The organism is Rhodopila sp. (genome assembly GCF_035548095.1).
Classification (GTDB): domain Bacteria; phylum Pseudomonadota; class Alphaproteobacteria; order Acetobacterales; family Acetobacteraceae; genus Rhodopila.
The window spans coordinates 89,350-111,215 of sequence record NZ_DASZUV010000026.1; the positions used below are offsets into that span (position 1 = coordinate 89,350).

General features: G+C 68.5%; 21 protein-coding genes and 1 tRNA gene. 12 read left to right on the top strand and 10 right to left on the bottom strand.

The window, feature by feature from the left end; all coding sequences use genetic code 11:
- The first annotated feature begins 198 nt into the window (after positions 1 to 198).
- The 3 genes from VHC04_RS18570 (at position 199) to VHC04_RS18580 (ending at position 4,200) form a co-directional block, all read left to right on the top strand.
- On the top strand, positions 199 to 1,860 hold the full coding sequence (locus VHC04_RS18570; protein WP_325684033.1) for a sensor histidine kinase: 1,662 nt from the start codon (positions 199 to 201) through the stop codon (positions 1,858 to 1,860).
- On the top strand, positions 1,845 to 3,260 hold the full coding sequence (locus VHC04_RS18575) for a sigma-54-dependent transcriptional regulator (RefSeq protein WP_325684035.1): 1,416 nt from the start codon (positions 1,845 to 1,847) through the stop codon (positions 3,258 to 3,260). The genes VHC04_RS18570 and VHC04_RS18575 overlap by 16 nt, the downstream gene beginning before the upstream one ends.
- A gap of 100 nt (positions 3,261 to 3,360) precedes the next feature.
- Positions 3,361 to 4,200, top strand: coding sequence for a hypothetical protein (locus tag VHC04_RS18580; protein WP_325684037.1), 840 nt, complete (start codon positions 3,361 to 3,363; stop codon positions 4,198 to 4,200).
- 384 nt (positions 4,201 to 4,584) lie between these two features.
- Here VHC04_RS18580 and VHC04_RS18585 read toward each other — a convergent pair whose 3' ends face one another.
- Positions 4,585 to 5,070 (bottom strand): DUF6481 family protein, encoded by a 486-nt coding sequence (locus tag VHC04_RS18585; protein WP_325684039.1) that lies wholly within the window; start codon positions 5,068 to 5,070, stop codon positions 4,585 to 4,587.
- A 22-nt stretch (positions 5,071 to 5,092) separates the two neighbouring features.
- Between VHC04_RS18585 and VHC04_RS18590 the strand changes: the two genes are divergently transcribed.
- Together VHC04_RS18590 and hemB are read left to right on the top strand one after the other, a co-directional pair.
- On the top strand, positions 5,093 to 6,424 hold the full coding sequence (locus tag VHC04_RS18590; RefSeq protein WP_325684041.1) for an NAD(P)/FAD-dependent oxidoreductase: 1,332 nt from the start codon (positions 5,093 to 5,095) through the stop codon (positions 6,422 to 6,424).
- Positions 6,425 to 6,510: 86 nt separating this feature from the next.
- Positions 6,511 to 7,485 carry a porphobilinogen synthase gene (gene hemB, locus VHC04_RS18595; RefSeq protein WP_325684043.1) on the top strand — a complete coding sequence of 325 codons (975 nt, stop codon included), beginning with the start codon at positions 6,511 to 6,513 and terminating at the stop codon, positions 7,483 to 7,485.
- A 98-nt stretch (positions 7,486 to 7,583) separates the two neighbouring features.
- Here hemB and VHC04_RS18600 read toward each other — a convergent pair whose 3' ends face one another.
- Together VHC04_RS18600 and VHC04_RS18605 are read right to left on the bottom strand one after the other, a co-directional pair.
- Positions 7,584 to 8,405: a class I SAM-dependent methyltransferase gene (locus VHC04_RS18600; RefSeq protein ID WP_325684045.1), complete on the bottom strand. Its 822-nt coding sequence runs from the start codon at positions 8,403 to 8,405 to the stop codon at positions 7,584 to 7,586.
- 203 nt (positions 8,406 to 8,608) lie between these two features.
- Positions 8,609 to 9,367 carry a VOC family protein gene (locus tag VHC04_RS18605; RefSeq protein ID WP_325684047.1) on the bottom strand — a complete coding sequence of 253 codons (759 nt, stop codon included), beginning with the start codon at positions 9,365 to 9,367 and terminating at the stop codon, positions 8,609 to 8,611.
- 130 nt (positions 9,368 to 9,497) lie between these two features.
- Between VHC04_RS18605 and VHC04_RS18610 the strand changes: the two genes are divergently transcribed.
- Positions 9,498 to 9,580, top strand: a tRNA-Leu gene (locus tag VHC04_RS18610).
- A gap of 73 nt (positions 9,581 to 9,653) precedes the next feature.
- Here VHC04_RS18610 and VHC04_RS18615 read toward each other — a convergent pair.
- On the bottom strand, positions 9,654 to 9,950 hold the full coding sequence (locus VHC04_RS18615) for a hypothetical protein (RefSeq protein ID WP_325684049.1): 297 nt from the start codon (positions 9,948 to 9,950) through the stop codon (positions 9,654 to 9,656).
- Positions 9,951 to 10,382: 432 nt separating this feature from the next.
- Here VHC04_RS18615 and queC point away from each other — a divergent pair, with 432 nt between their 5' ends.
- Positions 10,383 to 11,081 carry a 7-cyano-7-deazaguanine synthase QueC gene (gene queC / locus VHC04_RS18620; RefSeq protein WP_325684051.1) on the top strand — a complete coding sequence of 233 codons (699 nt, stop codon included), beginning with the start codon at positions 10,383 to 10,385 and terminating at the stop codon, positions 11,079 to 11,081.
- 176 nt (positions 11,082 to 11,257) lie between these two features.
- On the opposite strand, the gene VHC04_RS18625 is transcribed toward queC, so the two are convergent.
- The gene (locus tag VHC04_RS18625; protein WP_325684054.1) at positions 11,258 to 12,334 is read right to left on the bottom strand and encodes a TauD/TfdA family dioxygenase; all 1,077 of its coding nucleotides are present in this window, start codon (positions 12,332 to 12,334) and stop codon (positions 11,258 to 11,260) included.
- A gap of 120 nt (positions 12,335 to 12,454) precedes the next feature.
- On the bottom strand, positions 12,455 to 13,264 hold the full coding sequence (locus VHC04_RS18630; RefSeq protein ID WP_325684056.1) for a hypothetical protein: 810 nt from the start codon (positions 13,262 to 13,264) through the stop codon (positions 12,455 to 12,457).
- 286 nt (positions 13,265 to 13,550) lie between these two features.
- Here VHC04_RS18630 and VHC04_RS18635 point away from each other — a divergent pair, with 286 nt between their 5' ends.
- Together VHC04_RS18635 and VHC04_RS18640 are read left to right on the top strand one after the other, a co-directional pair.
- Complete coding sequence (locus tag VHC04_RS18635; RefSeq protein WP_325684058.1) at positions 13,551 to 14,129, top strand: PadR family transcriptional regulator; 579 nt, start codon at positions 13,551 to 13,553, stop codon at positions 14,127 to 14,129.
- A complete protein-coding gene (locus VHC04_RS18640) occupies positions 14,130 to 14,441 on the top strand; it encodes a DUF2218 domain-containing protein (RefSeq protein ID WP_325684060.1) in 312 nt (103 codons plus the stop codon).
- Positions 14,442 to 14,674: 233 nt separating this feature from the next.
- Here the strand turns inward: VHC04_RS18640 and VHC04_RS18645 are convergent, their stop codons facing one another.
- Positions 14,675 to 15,619, bottom strand: coding sequence for a DUF7700 domain-containing protein (locus tag VHC04_RS18645; RefSeq protein ID WP_325684063.1), 945 nt, complete (start codon positions 15,617 to 15,619; stop codon positions 14,675 to 14,677).
- A 201-nt stretch (positions 15,620 to 15,820) separates the two neighbouring features.
- Between VHC04_RS18645 and VHC04_RS18650 the strand changes: the two genes are divergently transcribed.
- On the top strand, positions 15,821 to 17,164 hold the full coding sequence (locus VHC04_RS18650; RefSeq protein ID WP_325684065.1) for an O-antigen ligase family protein: 1,344 nt from the start codon (positions 15,821 to 15,823) through the stop codon (positions 17,162 to 17,164).
- Between the two features lie 192 nt (positions 17,165 to 17,356).
- On the opposite strand, the gene VHC04_RS18655 is transcribed toward VHC04_RS18650, so the two are convergent.
- A complete protein-coding gene (locus VHC04_RS18655; protein ID WP_325684067.1) occupies positions 17,357 to 17,593 on the bottom strand; it encodes a hypothetical protein in 237 nt (78 codons plus the stop codon).
- 313 nt (positions 17,594 to 17,906) lie between these two features.
- Positions 17,907 to 18,359 (bottom strand): PaaI family thioesterase, encoded by a 453-nt coding sequence (locus VHC04_RS18660; RefSeq protein WP_325684069.1) that lies wholly within the window; start codon positions 18,357 to 18,359, stop codon positions 17,907 to 17,909.
- A 139-nt stretch (positions 18,360 to 18,498) separates the two neighbouring features.
- Between VHC04_RS18660 and VHC04_RS18665 the strand changes: the two genes are divergently transcribed.
- Positions 18,499 to 20,163 (top strand): flavin-containing monooxygenase, encoded by a 1,665-nt coding sequence (locus tag VHC04_RS18665; RefSeq protein ID WP_325684072.1) that lies wholly within the window; start codon positions 18,499 to 18,501, stop codon positions 20,161 to 20,163.
- A gap of 43 nt (positions 20,164 to 20,206) precedes the next feature.
- On the opposite strand, the gene VHC04_RS18670 is transcribed toward VHC04_RS18665, so the two are convergent.
- The gene (locus VHC04_RS18670) at positions 20,207 to 20,419 is read right to left on the bottom strand and encodes a Fis family transcriptional regulator (RefSeq protein ID WP_325684074.1); all 213 of its coding nucleotides are present in this window, start codon (positions 20,417 to 20,419) and stop codon (positions 20,207 to 20,209) included.
- 449 nt (positions 20,420 to 20,868) lie between these two features.
- Between VHC04_RS18670 and VHC04_RS18675 the strand changes: the two genes are divergently transcribed.
- Positions 20,869 to 21,822 (top strand): PEP-CTERM sorting domain-containing protein, encoded by a 954-nt coding sequence (locus VHC04_RS18675; RefSeq protein ID WP_325684076.1) that lies wholly within the window; start codon positions 20,869 to 20,871, stop codon positions 21,820 to 21,822.
- The last annotated feature ends 44 nt before the right edge of the window (positions 21,823 to 21,866 follow it).

Sequence of the window (21,866 nt, forward strand, 5' to 3'; positions counted from 1 at the left end):
AGGCCAGGCTGGCGTGGCACTGTCGCTGTCCGGTATTGTCAAGCCAGCTCTGGCGCGAGTCCGGCGGCATGATGTCACCATGCCGTTATGATACCATCTGTAACAGACGCTGGCATACGGCGCCGGGTTCCCGACGCTCCCCGGGGTTTCCGGCGCTTCAGGGCCATGGGATAGGTTCGGATCATCCCGCAGGCCACCATGCACTCGCTTCGAACCCGCCTGTTCGCACTCTGGTTGCTCTGCCTCGCCGGCGGCGGCGTGGGCATGCTGCTGGTCGCCCAGCTATACCAGCAATCGGCCCAGGCTCGGATCGGACGCGGCGAGGCCGTCATCGCCCGGGCGTGCGACCTGATCCGCAACCGCTTCAGCTTCTATGCCAGCGAGTGGTCCGGTCCGGCGCCCGATCCGGCGGACCCGGTCTTCCGCCGCAACCTCGCCGCCGTGGTCGGCCTGGCGCTGCGGAACCAGCGCGACGTCGAGGGCGGCATCTGGAGCGCGCAGGACGGCTTCCTCGCCTATGCCTATCCCACCTATCCCGGGCCTGGCCACCAGGCTGCCCTGCCCGAGTCGCAGCGCGAGGCGATCGCCGCCCTCAACCAGCAGGCCGCCGATGACGACCAGCCGGCAAGCCGTACGGTCACCGCCGGCTCGCAGACGGTGCTGCTGTTCGCCTGCCCGCTGTCCGGCCCGCTGCCCGACCTGACCGCCTGGACGATGACCCGGGTGCGGGAGGCACCCGGCTTCCAGCCCCTGCTCTGGGGCCTCGGCCTCCTGCTGACGCTGTTTCTGGCGATGACCGTGGCCCTGGGCCGCACGCTGATGGTCTGGGGCCGGCATATCCGCGGGATCGAGACATCGCTGGCCCAGGCCGGGCCCGACGGCATGCCCGGCGTGGCGCTGACCGGGGAGCGGGAGCTGGACCGGATCGTCAGCGCGCTGAACGATGCCGGCACGCGCCTGGCGGCCGCCCGGCGGCAGGCCGAAACCATGACCCGGCGGGCGGCGCAGGCCGAGCGCATGGCGGGGCTGGGCCGCGTCGCCGCCGGCGTCGCCCACGAAATCCGCAATCCGATCGCCGCGGCGCGGCTGCAGGGGGAAAACGGCCTGGCCGGCGATGACGCCCGCCGCAAGGACGCGATCCGCGACATGCTGGCCCAACTCGATCGGCTGGATACGCTGGTCGCCGAGTTGCTGGCCATGACCCAGCGGGTCACGCCGGCGCCGGTCCTGGTTGACCTGCGCGCCTTCCTGGCCGACTGCATCGCGCGCCACCAGGCGGTCGCGGATGACCGGGCGGTGTCGCTGCGCGTGACCGGCGCCGCCGGCCAGGCACGTCTCGATCCGGTCATGATCGGACGCGTGCTGGATAACCTGCTGGTCAACGCGGTGCGTCACGCGCCGGAAGGCGGAGAGGTCACCGTCGCGGTGGAACGCAATGGAGGCGGCATCACCCTGGTGGTGGAGGACAGCGGCGGCGGCCTCGCCCCCGGCCTCGCGGGACGGCTGTTCGAGCCGTTCGTCACCAGCCGTCCCGAAGGCACCGGCCTCGGCCTCGCCATCGCCCGGCAGCTCGCCGACGCGCATGGCGGGCACCTGCTGCTGCGCCGCGCCGGTGGCGGCCAGACCGGCAAGGGCGCGGCCTTCGCCCTGGAACTGCCGGCCGGGGAACTGCCGGCCGCGCAATTGCCCGCCGCGGAACTGCCCGCCGCGGAACTGCCGGTCGCGGAACTGCCGGCCGCGTCGCGGCCCGGGACCTCCGCCCCGGTCATGGAGCGGAGGCGTGTGCCGGCCGCGGCGCGGGGGACGCCGGACGCAACGCGGAATGAAATGCCGGATGAAACGCCATGGCCACGATCTTGATCATCGACGACGATGCGGCGCTGCGGCGCGCCATCGCCACGACATTGGCGGATCTTGGACACGACGCCGCGCAGGCCCAGGACGGACCGGCCGCGCTGGCCTGGCTGGAGCGTCACCACGCCGACGCGGTGCTGCTGGATCTGCGCATGCCCGGCCTGGACGGGCTGGAGGTGCTGCGCCGCATCCGCGGCCGCCCCGATGCCCCGCCGGTGGCCGTCCTCACCGCCGTGCCGACCAGCGAGAACACCATCGAGGCGATGCGGCTCGGTGCCGCCGACCACCTGGCCAAGCCGATCGGCCGGGAAGGCTTGCGCGCCCTGCTGGAGCGGATGCTGCCGGATGACGAGCCGGCGTCGGAGGCGTCCCCCGCCATGGCGGCGCGCGAGGGCGACATGATCGGCATGAGCGCCGGGATGCGGGACGTGCAGAAGGCGATCGGCCTGCTGGCCGACAGTGTCGCGACCGTGCTGATCCTGGGGGAGACCGGCACCGGAAAGGAGGTGGTGGCCCGCGCCATTCACCGGCACGGGCGGCGCGCCAGGGGCCCGTTCGTGGCCGTCAACTGTGCGGCGATCCCGGCCGACCTGCTGGAGAGCCTGCTGTTCGGCCATGTCCGCGGCGCCTTCACCGGTGCCGTCGGCGACCGTCCGGGTGCGTTCCGCGAGGCCGAGGGAGGCACGCTGTTCCTGGACGAGATCGGCGACATGAGCCTGCCGATGCAGGCCAAGCTGCTGCGGGCGCTGCAGGAACGCGTGGTGACGCCGGTCGGCGGAAGACCCGTCCCGGTGGATGTCCGGGTGATCGCCGCGACCCACCGCGACCTGCTTCTGGCGGTGCGGGATGGCGCGTTCCGGGAAGACCTCTATTACCGGCTGGGGGTCGTGCCGATATCCCTGCCGCCGCTGCGCGACCGGCTCGCCGACATCGTTCCGTTGGCGGAGCACTTCCTAGCGCTGGTCGCCGCCGACGGGCCGCCCCGACGCCTGTCCCCGGATGCCGCCGCCGCGCTGCTCGCGCATGCCTGGCCAGGCAATGTGCGCGAGTTGCTGAATGCCATGCAGCGCGTGGCGACGCTGGTGCGGCGGCCGGTGATCACGGCCGCCGACCTGGCGTTCCTGAATAGCGCCCCGGCCGAGGTCCGCGATGCGCCGGCCAAGGGCATGATGCGGGGCATGATCCAGGGCACCGACTGGCTGGCCGGCACGCTTCCCGAGGCGGTGGAGCGGCTGGAGATTGCGATGATCCGCCGCGCCATGGAGGAAGCCGGCGGCAACCGGACCCTGGCGGCGGAGCGGCTGGGTATCCGGCGCCAGCTTTTGTACCAGAAGCTGGCCCGCCACGGCCTGGAGATGTCCGGAAATGGGACACCCGGCGTCCCCGAAGCGGACGTGGACGCATGACCAGGCGAACCAGATAACCAGGTCTATCAATGACTTGGTGTTGGCACGCGGCTTGCGCTGTCCGGCATCGGGCCAGGTTGGCCCGAAGTCGGAGGACGCTATGAAAATTTCTCATGCCGTGATGGGCGCTGCGTTGCTGGCCACGGCCGCCACATTGGCCGTGCCACAATGCGCGCTGGCCCAGCCGGTCGCCGTTTACGATCCGGCACAACTTCCCGCCACGCGCGGCCAGGTGCAGCAATACAGCCTGACGCCGCGCGGCGGCGTCGACGGCCTGATCCTGAAGGACGGCACGCAGGTGCACCTGCCACCGCGTCTGGGCACCCAGCTCGTCGCCATCGTGAAGCCCGGTGATACGGTCGTGGTGCACGGACTGAAGGCGCAGTCCCTGCCCCTGATCAAGGCGATGTCCGTTACCGTCGAGGGCACGAACAAGACCGTGACCGACGCGATGGGCCCCAATGCGGGTCCCGGCGGGAGGGCCGGTGAGAGGCTCAATGGAGCACCAGGCGGGGGAGCACCAGGCGGGGGAGCACCAGGCGGACGGTGGTCGCGGCCCGATGGCGAGCGCCAGATGCAGACCGCGGAAGGCCGGATCAAGCAGCCGCTCTATGGTCCGCGCGGCGATCTGAACGGGGTGTTGCTGGAGGACGGGACGCAGGTTCATCTGCCGCCTCCGCGTGCCCAGGCGATGAGCCAGGACTTGAAGCCGGGCAACATGCTGGTGGTTCAGGGGTTCGGCACCAGCAGCGTGCTTGGCCGATCGATCGAGGCGCGGAAGATCGGGCCGAGCGCCGACAAGCTGGTCGAGATCGGTGGCCCGCCGCGCTCGTGGGCCGAGCGTCCCGGTCCGGGTCACTGGCGTCACCAGGGGCCGCCACCGTCCCAGTCCGCGCCTGAGGCCGCACCGGCCTCGCCCCCGGCACCATCCAAGCCGTAGCGAACGGCAGCCGTGTTGCGGCGGACCCCGGGTTCGCCGCATTGCCGAGGTCAGGTGCGAGGTCGGGGCCGAGGTCAGGGCGCTGCCGGCGTGACGCGGATCGCGCAACGGTCGTCGGGCTGAGGACGCTGCTCGCGGCACAAGGCCGGCTGCGTTTCCGATCATTCTGGAAACGCTCCGGCTGGCGGGCGTGCGGCGCGGATCACCGCTGCGGTCCGTCATGCCCCGCCGGGCCGCGCCCGGGACGCAATCCGGCCCATGTCGGCGAACGGCTCGTGTTGGCGAACGGCCCATGTCGGCGAACGGCAGCCGATTCGCAGCCGCGCCTCATTCAAGACGCGGCGCGGCCGGCAGGGCGCGGCGCGGCCAGCAGTTGGCAGCCCGTCAGGGCCGCGTGCGCTTGCGGGCCTCGCGCGCTGCCTCCAGCTTGGCCCGCATCTCGCGCTGCTTCTCGGTCAGGGCCGCCAGCCGTGCCTCTTTCTCGGCCTCCTGGGCCAGCCGCGCCTTCTCGGCCTGGGCGGCCTTGCGCTCCGCCTCCAGCCGCGCGGCTTCGGCCAACCGTGCGGCCTTGCGCTCCGCCTCGCGCGTGGCCTTGGCGGCCGCGGCATCGGCGCGCTGGCGCTGCCGCTCCTGGAATTCAGGATCGTTGGGGTCGGGCCGGGCGCGGAACTTTTCCAGCAGCGCGGCCTTCGCGCTCGCCGACGATGTGGCGCGCTTGTCGAAATTGTCTATCTTGTTGAACCGCATGGCGCGCGATCTAGTGCAGACGCATCGAAATTGGTAGCCCTGTCGCTGCATGGCTCCTTTACGGACCGGCGTTTTTTGCTGCGCCGCGGCGGACAGCCTGGCATTGAAGCCGTTCGGCGACATTCAACCAGCCGTGGGAGTGGCTATGGCGCCTGCCGTTGATCGCGTGCTGTCCGACCCCGCCCCGCCAACCCGGACGGATGTGGTGATCGTCGGCGGCGGCATCATCGGGGCCTGCACGGCGTTTTTCCTGGCCGGCCAGGGTGTGCGCGTGGCCTTGTGCGAAAAAGGGGAAATCGCCGCGGAGCAGTCCAGCCGGAACTGGGGCTGGTGCCGGCAGATGGGCCGCGACCCGGGGGAGCTGCCGCTGGCGCAGGAGGCGTTGCGGCTTTGGCCGCAGATGAATGCGCTGATCGGCGCCGAAACCGGCTTCCGCCGCGCCGGCATTCTGTATCTGTGCCGCACCGACAAGGAACTGGCGAAGCGCGAGGCGTGGTTGAATGAGGCTGGCCGTCCGCTGGGGGTCGATTCGCGCCTGCTGACCCGCGTCCAGGCCGCGCGGCTGCTGCCTGGCCTGGCCGGAGAATGGGCCGGCGGGCTGTATACGCCCAGTGACGGCAGGGCAGAGCCCGGCATGGCGGCACCCGCGATCGCCCAGGCGGCCCGGCGGCTGGGGGCCGCGGTGCTGACCGGCTGCGCGGTGCGGGGGGTGGAGACCAGCGGCGGACGGATTAGCGGCGTGGTGACCGAGAAGGGCGCGATCGCCTGCGATTCGGTGGTGCTGGCCGGCGGCGTGTGGTCGCGCCTGTTCTGCAAGCCGCTGGGTCTGCGGATGCCGCAACTGCCCATCCTGTCCAGCGTGATGCGTACCGATCCGCTGGCGGGCGGTCCGGAGATCTCCACCTCCGGCTTCGGCTTCGGCCTGCGCAAACGCCTGGATGGCGGCTATACGGTCGCGAGCTGGAGCGGCAACGTCGCCCCGATCCTGCCGGACGGCATCCGCTATCTGCCGGATTTCCTTCCTGCGCTGTGGGCGCAGCGCGGCGGCATCCGCCCGCGCCTGGGGATGGGCTTCTTCCGCGAGCTGCTGCAGCGCTCGCGCTGGCGGCTGGACCGGCCGTCACCGTTCGAGCGCATGCGTGTCCTGGACCCCCCGCCCCACCGTGCCATCCTGCGCCAGGCTCGGCGGCACCTGACGAACGCCTTCCCGGTGTTTCAGTCCATGCGGGTCGCGGAAAGCTGGGGCGGCATGATCGACGTGACACCGGACGGAATTCCGGTGATCTCCGCCGTCGATACGCTGCCGGGCTTTCATATCGCCACCGGCTTCACCGGCCACGGCTTCGGCATCTCCCCGGCCGCGGGACAGCTGATGGCGGCGCTGGTCACCGGCAAGGCCCCGGTGGTCGATCCGGCGCCGTTCCGCTACAGCCGCTTCACCGACGGATCACATCCGCGCCCTTCACACCTGGTCTGACACATCTGGTCTGACGGGGCGCGACGAACCTGATCTGACCGGGCGCGCTGGTCCTGGCCGCCGGTCCAGGCTATAGGATGATGGTCATGGCTCATATCTTCCCCACCGTTCGGATGCGTCGACTGCGCCGCGGCCAGGCGATGCGCGATCTGCTGCAGGAGACCGAGGTCACGACGAAGGACCTGATCTATCCGATCTTCGTCGAGGAGGAGCTGGACGATTTCGCGCCGGTCGAGTCCATGCCGGATGTGTTCCGCATCCCGGAGCGCAAGCTGGACGCGGCGATGAAGGAGATCGCGGCGGCCGGTATCAGGGCGGTGATGACGTTCGGGGTCAGCCACCACAAGGATGACACGGGCAGCGACACCTGGAACCGCGACGGGCTGATGGCGCGGATGATCAGGCGCGCCAAGGACGCGGCACCGGACGTCGTGCTGTTCTCCGACACCTGTTTCTGCGAATACACCTCGCATGGGCATTGCGGCGTCATCCATGACGGCGACGTGCACAACGACCATACCATCGCGAATCTGGGCAGGCAGGCCGTGGTTGCCGCCGAGGCGGGGGCCGATGTGATCGCGCCCTCGGCGATGATGGACGGTCAGATCGCCGCCATCCGCGCCGCGCTGGACGGCGGCGGCTTCACCGATATTCCGATCATGGCGTATTCATCGAAATTCGCCTCGGCGTATTACGGCCCGTTTCGGGCGGCGGCGGGTTGCGATCTGCAGGGCGATCGGAAAGCGTATCAGATGAACCCGCTGAACGGGCGGGAGGCGCTGCGGGAGTCCGACCTGGATGAGGCCGAGGGCGCCGACATGCTGATGGTGAAGCCCGCCCTGCCCTATCTGGACGTCCTGACGAAAATCCGGCAGCGCAGCCTGCTGCCACTGGCGGCGTACCAGGTCAGCGGTGAATACGCGATGATCAAGTTCGCCGCGCGGGCCGGCGCGATCGACGAGCACCGGGTGGTGCGGGAAACGCTGGGCGCGATCAAGCGTGCCGGCGCCGATCTGATCCTGACCTATTTCGCGATGGATATTGCCCGCCAGGGCTTCTGAGCGCGATCGCCTGAAGCCGGTGGCGAGAGGGCGTGAATCGCGCTGTTGAATCAAAGAGTTGATAGGGTTTGATAGGATCGACCTGACACTGTCAAATGCTAAGGCGCCGCCGCGGCAGGCGCCAATGCGGGCTTCCGCGCGCGGACATGCAGAAACAGCGGCGCGACCCGCGTGTCGGCGACATGGGGCACGGCCGCCGCCGTGGCCGCGTCAGCACATGGCTCTCCCAGGCATTCGATGACAAAGCCGGTGGCGACCAGGAGATTCATCCAGGTACTGAGCGTGCGGTGAAACCGCGGCTCCTGGAACGCCGGAACCCGCGCGCGCTCCTCGGCCGACAATGTGCCGAACCACCAGCGGTCCACGCGGCCATCGATATTGCTGAAATAATCGCCCACCTCCACGGCACGCACGGTGATGCCATCGGCCTCCCGCAGAACCCGCCGGTGCGGCGGCACGAAACACGGATGCAGGATCGAGAACTGCAGGAAACCGCCCCGCCGCAGCACCCGGTTGATCTCCAGCAGCACGGTATTCTGGTCGGGCATGTCCATCAGCGACATGAAGGCCGTGACGAAGTCGAAGGCCTCTCCGGCGAACGGCAGGCGCGCCGCGTCCGCCCGCACATAGGCAATCCCCAGCCGCTCGGTGTGCTCCGCCTCATGCGCGTGGCGCAGGAAGGTGGCTGACATGTCCAGCGCCGCGACCCGAGCGCCGAGGCGGGCAAGCTGGCGCGTGTTGCCACCCTCGCCGCACCCGAGGTCGAGCCCGGCCAGGCCGTCGACGGCCGGCAGCATGGCGAGAAAGGCCGGGGTATTCACGACATCGCGGTAGACATCCAGACCGGCCCGGGCATGGCGCGTCCAGGTCTCGGCGTTTGCCTCCCAACACGCCGCCGCCTCGGCTGACGTCATCGCCATCGCATGTTCCTCGGTTGGCCGGACGGGATCGCCCGCGAAGAGATCGCCCCCGAGAGATCGCCCCCGAAGAATTTGCCCCGGAAGAGATCGCCCTCGAAAAGATTACCGATGTGATCGCGTTCCTCCCCTTTCGGACCGCTGGTCTCGTCACTGTGACGTTATGGTGTGCCAAGGCCGGCGGCAACCGCTCGACGAAGGCCGCATCACACCAGCCTCACCCGGATGCCGCACAGCATCAGCGCGCCGTCGACGACCGGAATCGCTTCCCGGCGAGCGGCAGCCTGAACAGCCTGCCGGTCCGGGCGCTGCAGGTCGATGCCTCCGAGACCTTCCCCACGGCCATCCGTTGCGGCGACAAAACGCAGGCGGCCCGGATCCAGGTCGATGGTCGGCACAGCCGCTTCATGCCGCAGCGGCCGCCGCAGGATCGTGGCCCAGCGCTCCGCCAGGCGGGGCGGGTCGGCGGATTGCAACTCTGCCGCGATGATCCGGTCCGTGCCGGTGTCGGGAACGCCTGTCCAGTCCGGGCCGGCGGGATGGTAGCGCCCGTCCCAGCCCCCGCCATCGGTGTGATTGATCTCCAGCAGCGTGCCGCCCGTATCGCGTGGATGCAGTTGCAGGCCGCGATAGGCGCCCCCGTCGTCCAGGTCGTTGGCGATCCGTACACCGACCGAGGGGAGATGGTGAAGCCAAGGCTCGATGGCGTCGGTCTCCAGGATCACCATGTAGCCGCCTGCCCCGCCGCGCCGGTCCAGATAACGGCCGGCGGCCGTGTCATCCCGCGTGGGCGCAACCACCTCCAGGAACGAATTGCCGAAAGGCATCAGCGCGTTGACCAGCCCATATTTGCCGACACCCGGGTCCACGTAGCTCACGCGTGTCCCCAGGATTCGGCACAGTGTCTCGACATCCGGCTGCAACGCGGGCGCAACCAGGCAGATCTGGCGCAGGCGCAGGGTCATGAGCGTTTCCTCCTGTCCGTCACGCGGAAGCTTGCCTTGGACGCGGGGCGGCGCCAAGCACGGGACGGCGGGACGCAATGCCTCTGGATGCCGCACCCGGAGGCGGATAAAAGCCGCAGGCCCGAGCGATGCCCGCCTGGCGGAATGGTAGACGCAGCGGACTTAAAATCCGCAGCCGGTGACGGCGTGGGGGTTCAAGTCCCCCGGTGGGCAGTTCGGTTGGGCAGTTCGGATGGGCAGTTCGGATGGATCGCCGGGCCGACGTCGTCGGGACCGGGCTGGCGTCTTACGGATAGTTCGGTTCATCATCCTCGGGGAAGACGTTCAGCGCGTCGAAGCGGGCATACAGCAAGGCCAGCAGATCGTGTGCGACGCCGGCGCGGCAATCCTCGGGGATCCCGGCGATCAGCGTGGTGGCGATTCCATCCACCAGCGCGCCCGCCAGGACATGGGGATCCGCCTCTTCCCGGAGGCCTTGCTTGATCGCGTTCGACAAGGCCTGCGTGGCGTGCAGTGTGGCAAGTGTCGTCCGTTCGATCTGTCGGATCATGGTATCCACGGCAGCGAAGGAGGTCTGGGCCATCGGACATGCTCAATGAAAAATCGTTACTTCCTAAGCGGGATTACGGTTTTTTGCGCAAAATATCCAGTTTAAATAATAGTAATTTGTATCATATAAAGAAACATCATGCGGTGGTGTGATGTTTTCCCATACAGTCTCGAATTTGTTCCCTTGCAGCGAAACTGATTTTCGTCACACCCAGACTGGATCGGGGCATGGTCGCCCGGGACCTTGACCTTTGCAGTCGTGCTCACGCGGTGCCCTTGGCCCGTGACACCCGCGCGCTGGCAGCCGATCGTACAAGGCCTGGATCGCCGCGCGGACCAATGCCAATGATGGCCCGTGGCGGTTGATGGTCCGCGGCGGCTGCGGACGCGACCGCCAGAGGGCGGAGGCCAGGGCGGAGGCCAGGGCGGAGGCCAGGGCAGAGGCAGAGGCAGAGGATGGCGTTGCATGGATGACGGTGCGCTGGTGCTCTTCAGCGGCGGGCAGGACAGCGCGACATGCCTGGCCTGGGCGCTCGACCGCCATGCCAGGGTGGAGACGGTAGCCTTCGACTACGGTCAGCGCCATCGGATCGAGCTGGCCTGCCGGGACGGATTCCGCGCCGGGCTCAAGACCGCCCTGCCCGCCCTGGCGCCGCGCCTTGGCGAGGATCATGCGCTCGACCTGGCCTCGCTAGGGGCATTGTCGGACACGGCCCTGACACGGGACGCGGAAATCCGGATGCGCGACGACGGGCTGCCGAACACCTTCGTGCCGGGCCGCAACCTGATCTTCTTCGCCTTCGCCGCCGCGCTCGCCTATCGCCGCGGACTGCGCCACATCGTGGCCGGCATGTGCGAGACGGACTATTCAGGCTATCCGGACTGCCGCGACGACACCATCAAGGCGATGCAGGTGGCGCTGAACCTGGGGATGGAGCGGCGCTTCGTGCTGCACACACCGCTGATGTGGCGCGACAAGGCGGCGACATGGCGGCTGGCCGAAACGCTGGGTGGCTCGGCCCTTGTCGACCTGATCCTGGAGCAGACGCATTCCTGCTACCTGGGCGACCGGTCACGCCGCCACCCCTGGGGCTATGGGTGCGGCACCTGCCCGGCCTGCGAATTGCGCCGCAACGGCTGGGAGAGCTACGCCGCCGGACGATGATCGCTGGTGATGACGGCGGCCGATGATGGCGGCGCGCGTCTCGCCGGCGCCGCGGCCGCAACCGTCACGGAAACCGCCGCGCGGCCAGAGGTCACGGCGCCTGACCGGTCACGCCGCCAGACCACTCGGGCGGCCAGACCACTCGGGCGGCCAGACCACTCACGCGGCCAGACCACTCAGGCGGCCAGCCGCATCCCCAGCTCGGCGGCCTGCCGCGCCTCGAAGCCGCGCCTCGCGTCGTCATAGCCCTGCCCGACGATGCCGCCGCGCACGCTGCCCGCCTCGACGGATCGATAGGCCGGCCGCCAGCTCTCCGGCAGCGCGACGCCATCCGGCGGCGCCAGCCAGAGGCGAAACAGGCAGCGTTTCAAGGCGGGGTCATCATGATCCTCGAACTCGGTGCGCGAATGCAGCGTCACGTGGTTGTTGAGGATCTGCATATCCCCCGGCTTCAGATACATCGAATACATCACCGCGGGACGGCGCAGGATCTCATCCAGCAGGTCCAGCGCCTCATGCTGCCGAGCGTTCAGTTGCGGCACGCCCGCGATCGCCTGGGCGGAGCGCAGGCGGTTGCGGTTCCACTTGCTGAACAGCAGCCCATCCCGCTCATCATAGATCGGGTTCGGGTAGAAGGGACCCTCATCCGCCGCCTGTTCCTGCTGGCGGCTGAAGTAAAACGGCTGATGCAGCAGCGCCGCCAGGTCCGGCCGCTCCGCCCGCAGCATCTCATGCGCGGTGACGGAGCTGGACACCCGGCTTTCCCCGCCGGCGCGCGCGACATTATAGCAGGTCAGCAACACGACGTCCGCGCCATCGGTGTGGAAGTCGAGGTCGGCATTGGACGAATAGCCACGCCCGCCGGCGCTGCGATAGACCGTGCCGGCATCGCGCACGGCAGACAGGAACTGGCTGGCCTTCCCTTGCGGACGGGCGACGCCGGTATGCAGGCCGATCGCCCAGGTGAGCAGGCGGAACTCGTCCTCGGTCAGCGCCGCGCGCGGCAGCCCGCGCAGCACGGCGAACCCGGTGCCGTCCCGCACCTCCTTCATGGCGGCTCGGATCGGCGCATCGGCGCCGCCCAGGTCGAAATCCGAACGGGTGTAGTCGAACAGGGTCTTGTCGGGATCGGCGGCCTTGCGGACGGCCCGGGCCAGGTCGGCGGCCGCCCGGTCGTCCAGGGTAACGATCCAGTCCTGGCTTGCGAGCAGATCGTCCACCGTCCAGGCGGCGCACCGGTTGGCATGGATCATCGGACGCTCCTTTTGCTTCGTTGGCCGCCATCTTGCGCAAGGGCGGGATGACGGCAAGAGCGCGGCCGCCTGGCGGCGTCTCCGCGCGGCTTCCACGGTCACCGGAGCGCGCCGCCACGGCTATCGCGCGGGCAGCAAGGCCCGCCGGCCCAGGCCGGTCAGCACCGCCGCGGCCACCAGGGCCAGGTAGCCGTATTGCAGCCTGTCCTGCCAGGCATCCAGCGCCCCGGCATAGGCGGGTGGCGGCGCCGGATGCGCGATCGTCCGCAACGGGTCCGTGTCGATCAGCAGCACCATGCGGACGAACCCCGCCGCCGACAGCACGGGTATACCGATCATCACGGCGGTCAGCACGCCTCTCATCTTTCGGACTTCGGGCCGGCGCCGCAGGCTGATCCACAGGCCCAGGCATCCGTGCAGCCACCCCGGCGCCAGCAGGGCCAGCTGCCAGTCCTGCGCCGCCGCCTGCACGATCCCTTCCACGACGCTGCGGTAGCTGGGCTGAAACCCGTAAAAGGAGGTCGCCACACGCGTGCCCACGACATGGCCGATCAACAGCAGCGGGAGGCTGAAGCCCGCCCATAGACGCAGCCACTCCATCATGGGCAGGCGCCAGTTGCGGCGCAGATGAACGGTGCGCAGCGCCAGCGCCAGATGGATGGCGAACGCGCCGTAGAGCAGCGCGGTGCCGACACGGCTCTGCCACAGCAAGATCGACCAGCGCAGGCCGGCTTCGGCAAGCGGCAGCGAAAACAGGCCCAGGACGTGGTTGCCCATGTGCCATGAAATATAGGTCAGCATGACAACGCCGGATGCCATGCGCAGGCGGCGCGGCGTCGGGCGCGGCCTGATGTCCTGCGTCGCCGGCATCGGGGCCGCCTCATCCTGTCCGATCGGCACATGCGCCACCTGACCGCCCCGCCCGCTCATGCGCCCCCCGTTGTCTCTTCCGAGAATGGCGCAAGGCGCCCGCGATGTCGCCTGCCATGCCGAGCCGGGGCGCCCCCCCGATCGCGCCCAATGGATCGGCGCCCAACAGATCGGCGTCCGTGAGATCGCGCTCCGTTGGCGGCGCCCACTATCGGCATCCGGCGCCGCCAACGGAGCGCCGCCGCATGGGCCGCCGCATGGGCCGCCATGGGCCATCCATGCGGCGTCAACCGCCAGATCAAGATATATCTTGATTTCGGATATATCGAGATCTATATCGGACCGCGTGAAACATCATCACCACAGAGGCGGTCACGACCGCCGTTTCGCCCAACCCGATGACCTGGCGGACCGCCGTCACGGGGGGCACCATCGTCACCACGCCCGCCATGGCGGCGGCCGGCGCGGCCATCGCCTGTTCGACTATGGGGAGCTTCGCCTGCTCGCCCTGGCGATGATCGCGGAGCAGCCGCGGCACGGCTATGAACTCATGAAGGCGATCGAGGACCGGCTGGGCGGCAGCTACTCGCCAAGCCCGGGCGTGATTTACCCGACGCTGTCGTGGCTGGAGGATATGGGCTACGCCACCGTCGACGCCGAGGAAGGCGGCCGCAAGCGCTATCGGCTGACACCGGAAGGCGACGCGTTCCTGACCGCCAACCGTGCCGCAACCGATGCCTTGCTGGAACGGATCGGCTCGGCGGGTGAAAGCCGGCCCGACATCGCCGCGCCGATCCTGCGCGGCATGGAAAACCTGAAGACGGCCTTGCGGCTGCGCCACCGGCACGGGCCGATCGACCAGGCAGCCGCCGAGGCGATCGCCGCCATCCTGGACACCGCCGCCCAAGCCGTGGAGCGCACCTGAATGACAGCCGGAACCATCCCCGTCGTCCGCTGTTCCACATCCGTGGCAACGCCCCTGGCAGCACGCTACATGGCGCAGCTGTGCAAGCATTTTCAGCATCGCTGCCCGGTGACCCTGGGCGAGGCATCCGGCCGGATCACCTTCACCATGGGCGATTGCGCGCTGGTCGCGACCGACGGGGTCCTGACCCTGGCGCTCGGCGCGCCGAATGACGCCGCGATGACGCAGTTGCAGGATGTCGTCGGCCGGCATTTGCTTCGCTTCGCGTTCCGGGAGGCGCTGGCCTTGCAGTGGCAGCCAGGCGGCGCCTGATCATATCGCGCCGCCGGATCTTCTCGCCGGCGGAAGCAGGCCGGCGGGAAGCGGGAGGCGCGGCCACCCGCACCTCCCAAGTGGTTCAACCGCGGCGGCGGCGTGCCAGGCCGAGGCCGGCGCGACCGCCGCCGAGCGGCGCGATCGGCATCGGCTCCGGCACCGCGGCCGGCTCGCCTTCCATGACGATGCGGATGCCGTCCGCCGACTGCGAGATCCAATCGGCACCGGTCTCAGTCGGCGACCAGGTTCGGTGTCGGCGCCAGCGGCAGGCCCTTGCGGCCGGTCAGGCGCTCGCCCTCCTCATACATCTCATAGGCCTTGCGCCTCAGCGCGGGCAGGATCGCGGCCAGCTTCTCCTCGTCCAGGTCGGCGGCGATGCCGGGGTAGCCGGCGCGCTCGATCATCGCCTTCAACCGGCGGTTCTCCAGTTGCTCAAAAACCCAGTCCAGCGGTTCCTCGACGATCGTCCGGTCCCAGTAGATGCGATGGTTCTTGTTGCGAGGACCGTAGTGATAGTGCGCGCCATCCCAAAAACAGTCGAACGCCAGCAGCTCGGTTTCCTCGACGTAGGATTTCCGGGTCGCGCCGCCGACATCCCCCAGCACATGGATCGCCAGTCCGCCATCGCCCATGGGCAGCCGGCGCATCTCCAGCCCGAAGCGGATCGAGCCGCATTCGAAGATATGTGTGCCGCGATTATGCTTCACCGTATTGCGCCGAGCGCCGGACAGCGCCCACGCGCTGGCTTCCACATCCGGCAGGATACGCCGCACGGCCGCGAGGTCGATATCGGCGGCGATCTGTCCGTAGCCGGCGTGTTCCAGCATCCGCGGAAGCTTCGCCTGCAGCGTGCGGACGGTCCAGCCGATCGGGTTTCCGTCGGTGACCGGATCCATCCGGCACAGCCTCCCGCCGGTGGCGACCCTCTCGGGCTCGCCCAGCATGGCCGGTGCGGCGACGCGCAGGGACGGGTTTTCCGGCCCATAGACATAGCTGCGCTCGATATCGAGGCAATTGAACCGCAACAGCACGGTCTCTCGCCCCGCGATGTCCGCGGCGACCTCGATCGAAACACCCTGGTCGGCGTGATCCTGCACGTTGCCGTCCCAGAGCTCATGCCGGACGAGGAACATCAGGCCCCCCGCCGCGAATCGCTGATCGGCTTCCCTTGCCATGGCTGGACGTCCCCCTCGGCGCGGCGCTGATTGAATCGGCTGGTGCATCGCGGGCCTGCCACGCATTTGGCCCGCCGCCGTATTCCAAGGGGGTGCCGCGCGCGCGCCTTGATCCAGATCAAGCCACGCCAAGAGCGGCCGGACGCCGCCGCCGACAGAGGGGGGGTTGCCCGCCTTCCGCCGGACTGGCACAGGCGGCGCATGTCCGAGTCCCTGCGCGTCCCGCCCTCCACCACCGTCATTGGCCTGAAGACGGTCGGGATCGGCTGCATCATGCTGCTGCCTCTGCTGCTGCTGCATGCGCGCGGCGTCGGCGAGGCGGTGATCGCGATCGCCGATCTGTGCTTCCTGGGCTGGTGCGCCCTGGAGGCGGACTGGCGCTGGCTGCGTACACCCTGGGTCTGGGTGGCCGGCGCATGGTGGCTGTGGCTGGTCGTCTGCTCGTTGCCCCTGCCCTGGTTCCATCTGGGGGAAGGCAGCCTGCACTCCACGGTCCAGGCGCTGGCCGTGGTGCGCTTCCTGCTGCTGGCCGCGGCCGCGGAGCATCTGTTCCTGCGGCCGGAACCGGTGCGCACCTGGCTGTTCGTCCTGAGCGTGCTGGCGGTGCTGTGGATCGCGCTGAACAGCCTGATCCAGATGATCACCGGGCGGAACATCATCGGCTGGCCGCGCGGTCCGGATGGCGAGCTGACGGGCCCCTTCGGCACCCCGCGGGCGGGTCCGGCGCTGTCGCGGCTTCTGCTGCCAGCGCTGCTGCCACCGGTGGCGGAGCTGCTGGACACGCGCGGCCTGATCCAGAAAGTGGCCGCCTATGTGCTGCTGTTCATCGGGTTCGCCACGATGATCCTGATCGGCCAGCGCATGCCGCTGGTGCTGACGCTGTTCGGGCTGGTGATCGTCGCGCTGCTGATGCGGCAGCTGCGGCCGGTCGTGCTGGCGGTGGCGCTGGCCGGCGCCGTGCTGCTGGCCGCCTCACCGGTCGTGGCGCCGCAGGCCTATCACCGGCTGGTGCAAAGCTTCTCCTCCCAGCTTGAGCATTTTTCGACCTCCTCGTACGGCATGATGTATGCCCGCGCGTGGGAGATCGGCCGGCAGAACCCGATCAGCGGCCTGGGGTATGACGGGTTCGGCACCGGCTGCGCGCAGCCACGCTATTTCCGGCCCACCTTCGATGGCAGCATTCCGGATGGCGGCGGCGCGGCGTTCTGCTGGCACCACCCGCACAACTATTACTTCGAGGCCCTGGTGGATGGCGGGTTCGTCGGGCTGGGGCTGTTCTGCGCCATGGTGCTGGCGTGGATGATCACGCTGGGTCGCGGATTGTGGCGCAACCCGGTGCCGATCAGGGTCGCGTTGTTCGCGACGGCGGCCTTCGAGTTCTGGCCAATCCAATCCTCGACCTCCCTCGTCAGCATGCCGATCGGCGGCTGGCTGTTCCTGATGCTGGGATGGGGCCTGGCGGAGGCGCGGTGGCCGCGCCAACACCCGATGGTCGACATGGTCGACCCGTCGCCGGACCCGCCGATGCCGGCGCGGCCGTGGTGATGGCGCGGCCGTAGTGATGCGGTGGTGATGCGGTAGCGGGTGCCGAGGCCGTGACGGGACCCCCGCCGTCAGGCGTTCAGGCCGTGGCGTCGCCACGCGTGCCGGCGGCCTGGGCGGATGGAGCGCCGGGTTCTGCGAGCGATGTCGCCGGCCTGGCGGTCGCCGCGCGATGCCGGCCGGGCCGAGGCGCCTCTATTTGCAGTCGCAACCGGGGGTCGGGCTGGTGTCGCCGCGCACCAGGTGATGGTCGATCCATTCGGCGACCAGCAGCCGCGCCTCGCTGACAGAGGCTTCGGGATGATGGATGCGGTACAACGCGGTGCAGGCCTGGAATGCCGACACCTCGTCGCTGCCGATCTGCCGCAGTTCCCGGTAGGCCGTCACGACCGCCCGCTCACAGCGGCGGGTGATGGAAAGCGCCTGGGCCATATCGTTAGGATACCTCATTTTGCGAATTATTCGCAACCGCATGTATTCTAAGTCAACCTCGGCGCGAAGGGCAAGGATACCCCCGCCCTTGCACCGCGACTGTGGCTGGCTGGACACGACAGCCATGTTCAGCGCGAATGATTCCCGGTTTTTCCGCAGCCTTATCTCGGCCTGATCTGCTCTCGGCCTGATCTGCCGCTCATCAAACCCGAGCGGCCACAATGCTGGGAAATCATGTCGGGATATATGGCGGCCCGGTGCACGGATGCCAGGCGGTTGTTCCCCAGGACGCCAATGCCCGGCGTTTTCCGCGTCAATGCGGTGGATTCACCGGACGGTCAACGGCGGTGCCGGCCCGGCCGGCGGCCGGTTCCAGCACGAGCTGGGTCTGCGTGATCACCGCAAGCGGGCGTCCGGCCTGGCTGGTGACGCGTGTCGTCCAGACCATGGTGCGCCGGCCGCGATGCACCGGCGTCGTTTCGCCGATCACGACCGTCTCGACGGGCGCGGGGGCCAGAAAGTTCGTCTTCGATTCCAGCGTGGTCGTGCCATATCCCGGCCGCAGGTTCAGGACGGTGGCGGCCGCGCCCAGCGTGTCGGCGAACGCCATGATGGCGCCGCCGTGCAGGATCGCGGGTGTGGTGCACAGATCCGGGCGCACCGTCATCTCGGCCGTCACCCGGTCCGCGGTCGCCGACACGTACCGGATGCCAAGCAGCTCGGCGAACGGCAGCTTGATGGTTTGCAGGCGATGCAGCAGATCCATGGCAGTGCTTCCCGAGATTCCGATCGTTGATACCGATATCCGCGGCCGAGGCGCTTTTCACCAGACCTACTACCCGGTAGGAAGGGCGCAATAACCTCCGAGATCATTGCAAGGGACCGACGCTACGATGCCAGACGCCATGACCGACAAGCATTATACCGATCTGGACGCCGTGATCGTCGGCGCCGGGTTCGGGGGCATGTATCAGCTCATCTGCCTGCGTGACCGGCTTGGCCTGTCGGTGAAGGTGCTGGAAGCGGCCGACGGCGTCGGCGGAACCTGGTATTGGAACCGCTATCCCGGCGCCCGGTGCGATTCCGAAAGCCATGCCTACTGGCTGACGTTCGACGCCGACCTGATGAAGGGCTGGGAGTGGACGGAGCGTTATCCGGAACAGCCGGAGATTCTGCGCTATCTGAACTACGTCGCCGACCGGTACGACCTGCGGCGCAATATCCAGTTCAATACCCGTGTCACCGCCGCGACCTATGATGAGGCCGCCAACCGCTGGCATGTGCGGACCGCGGCGGGGGAGACGTTCACCGCACAATACCTGATCACCGCCGTCGGTTGCCTGTCCACGGCGAATGTGCCGAAGATTCCGGGGCTGGATCGCTTCAAGGGCGCCTGGTACCACACCGGTCAGTGGCCGCACGAAGGCGTCGACTTCACCGGCAAGCGCGTAGGCATGATCGGTACCGGCTCGACCGGCATCCAGGCGGCGCCGGTCATTGCGCAGACCGCGGCGCATCTGACGGTCTTCCAGCGCACCGCGAACTACAGCGTACCGGCCCGGAACGTTCCGCTGACCGATGAATTCAAGCAGTGGATCAAGGACAACGCGGACCAGATCCGCTTCCTGACCCGCGACACGCCGAACGGCCAGGCCTTCCGCGTCTCGCCGCAAAAGGCGGTGGACACGCCGGCCGCGGAACGTGAGGCGATCTATGAAGCGGCATGGGAACGCGGCGGGCTGCAGTTCCGCGCGGCGTTCCAGGACCTTCTGTCCAGCAAGGAGGCGAACGACACCGCCGCGGATTTCATCCGGCGCAAGGTGCGTCAGATCGTGAAGAACCCGGACACCGCGGCGCTGCTGTCGGATTTCGACCACCCCTACGCCGCCAAGCGGCCGCCGATCGACACCGATTATTTTGAAACGTTCAACCGTCCCAACGTGACGCTGGTGGACGTCAAGGCCGCGCCGATCGAGGCGATCACGCCGGATGGCATCCGCACGGCGAACGGCGAATACAAGCTGGACATCATCGTCTTCGCCACCGGCTTCGACGCGATGACCGGGCCGCTGCTTGGCCTGAACATCCAGGGCCGCGACGGCGTGTCCCTGCGGGATGCATGGAAGGATGGGCCGATCAACTATCTCGGCCTGCAGGTGACCGGCTTCCCCAACCTGTTCACCATCACCGGCCCCGGCAGTCCCTCGGTGCTGACCAACATGCCGGTGGCGATCGAGCAGCACGCGGACTGGATCAGCGACTGCATCACATATATGCGCGCAAAGGGCCTGGATCGGATCGAAGCCACGCCCGAGGCGATGACGCGCTGGGTGGCGCAGGTGAACGAGGCCGGGAACGCGACCCTGCTGCCGATGGCGAAGCACTCCTGGTATCTGGGTGCGAACATCCCCGGCAAGCCGCGCGTGTTCATGCCCTATGCCGGCGGCATGACGCGGTACCGGCAGATCTGCGAGGCGATCGCCGCGAACGGCTATGAGGGCTTCGCCCTGACGGCGGCGGATGCGGCGGCGGATGCGGCGGCGGACACACGGCAGCCGACGGCCGCGTAACGATCGAGCGCGGCTGGACCGATCCGGAGCCGATCTGAAACGATCAGGCCAGGTCCACCCGCGGCCGGCGCCCGACCACCGGAGCCGCGCGCTGCGGCATGCCGATGGTCACGTTTCCCTTCGCCTTCGGGATGCGATCCACCTGCGCGCGGCTGGTGCCCATGCGTGTCGCCGGTGCCGCCTTGGTCAGCCCCAGCCGCCGCATCTCCTGTGTCCGCTGGCAGGCCACCTTATGGACCACCGCCGCGGCGCGCACGGCTTCGCCGGCTTCCTGTTCCGCCAGGCCATCCTCTTCGGTCGGGCCACCATCTTCCGCCGGGCCATCGTTGAGGGCCGGGCGGCCATGCCCGTTGAGGGGCGGGCGGCCATGCCGCCTGGTTGGGGCGGCTGTCGCCCGTCATCCATCTTCTCCCATTGCATGGCGGGCGGCACGCCACACGCACGGATTGTTACATGCATGGGTTTCTAAACACATGATTGATACACGTATTGATTGTTCGCACCCGCAAGCCCGTCGCGCGTTTCGACGCGTCCCTCGCGCTCGGCCGTCCTTGTCGAAAAACTTTACACCTGCTGGCGATGCCCTCCCGGCTTCGCTTATTTTTCTTTTCTTTTCAATGCCAAAATCTCTGGCACGCCGATTGCTACCCTATCGCCGAACGCCGGTAGGACGCTGGCGGACGCCAAACGATTGGAGCAGATGATATGAAGGCACTAAGCAGGACGCGGAAGTACGGCTTCCGTATCGCCACGCCGCTTATGGCGACAACCGCCCTGGCTTCCCTGCTGATTTTTGGCGGCACCGGCACCGCGCAAGCGACCCCCTCCTATGCCTATGCCAGCCTGGGCTTCACCAACTTCCAGCTCACCGGCATCGTCGACAGCCACGGCAACGCGCTTCCGGGCGTGACGATCAACTCCGTCGCCGTCACCATGACGGATGGAGCGAACTATCCCGGCTATCCGTCGGCCGGCACGACCTCGTTCGGTGATCTGGCCACCGGTGTCGACGCCCCGGGCGCCTATTCCGGCCCGGGCCCCGCGACCGGTCCGAACATCTTCACGCCGGCGCTGCAGATGAGCAGCGGCACGCGCAGTGACGGCCTGATCTCCGGCGCGCTGGCCAGTGGCGCCACCTCGAATCTCGTCGCCGAGGGCCGTCTGACCCAGGGGCTGTCCTCCGCCGGGTCGCAGGCGGGATCCTCCACGACGATCCGCGCCACCTTCACGACGACGTCCAGCCTGACGGTCGGGTTGCTGGGTTCGGCCATCGCCCAGGTGATGGCGTCGGTCGGCCAGGTCGGAGATTCGGCCAGCGCCCAGATCTTCGCCCAGTTCACGGTGTTCGACGCGACCACCAACACCTATGTGAATATCTGCAAGACCAGCGATCCCACCGACTGCAGCCAGTTCCTGACCCCGACGGAGCTGAACATCTCCGCCGCGACCACCGACCCGTCGACCTCGCCGTCGGTGACGTCGAGCCTTACGGACTTCTCCTATTTCGCCAACCTGACGGCTGATCACACCTATCAGGTGACCCTGCAGGATCAGGTGACGGAGATTCTGTCCACGGTGCCGGAACCCGCCTCCATGGCCGTCCTGGGCATGGGCATCCTGGGCCTGGCCGGGGTCGTGCGCCGCCGCAAGCATCGCTAGTATCCCGCCATACACTCGCGTAAAAGAAGCGGCGTTGCCTCGGC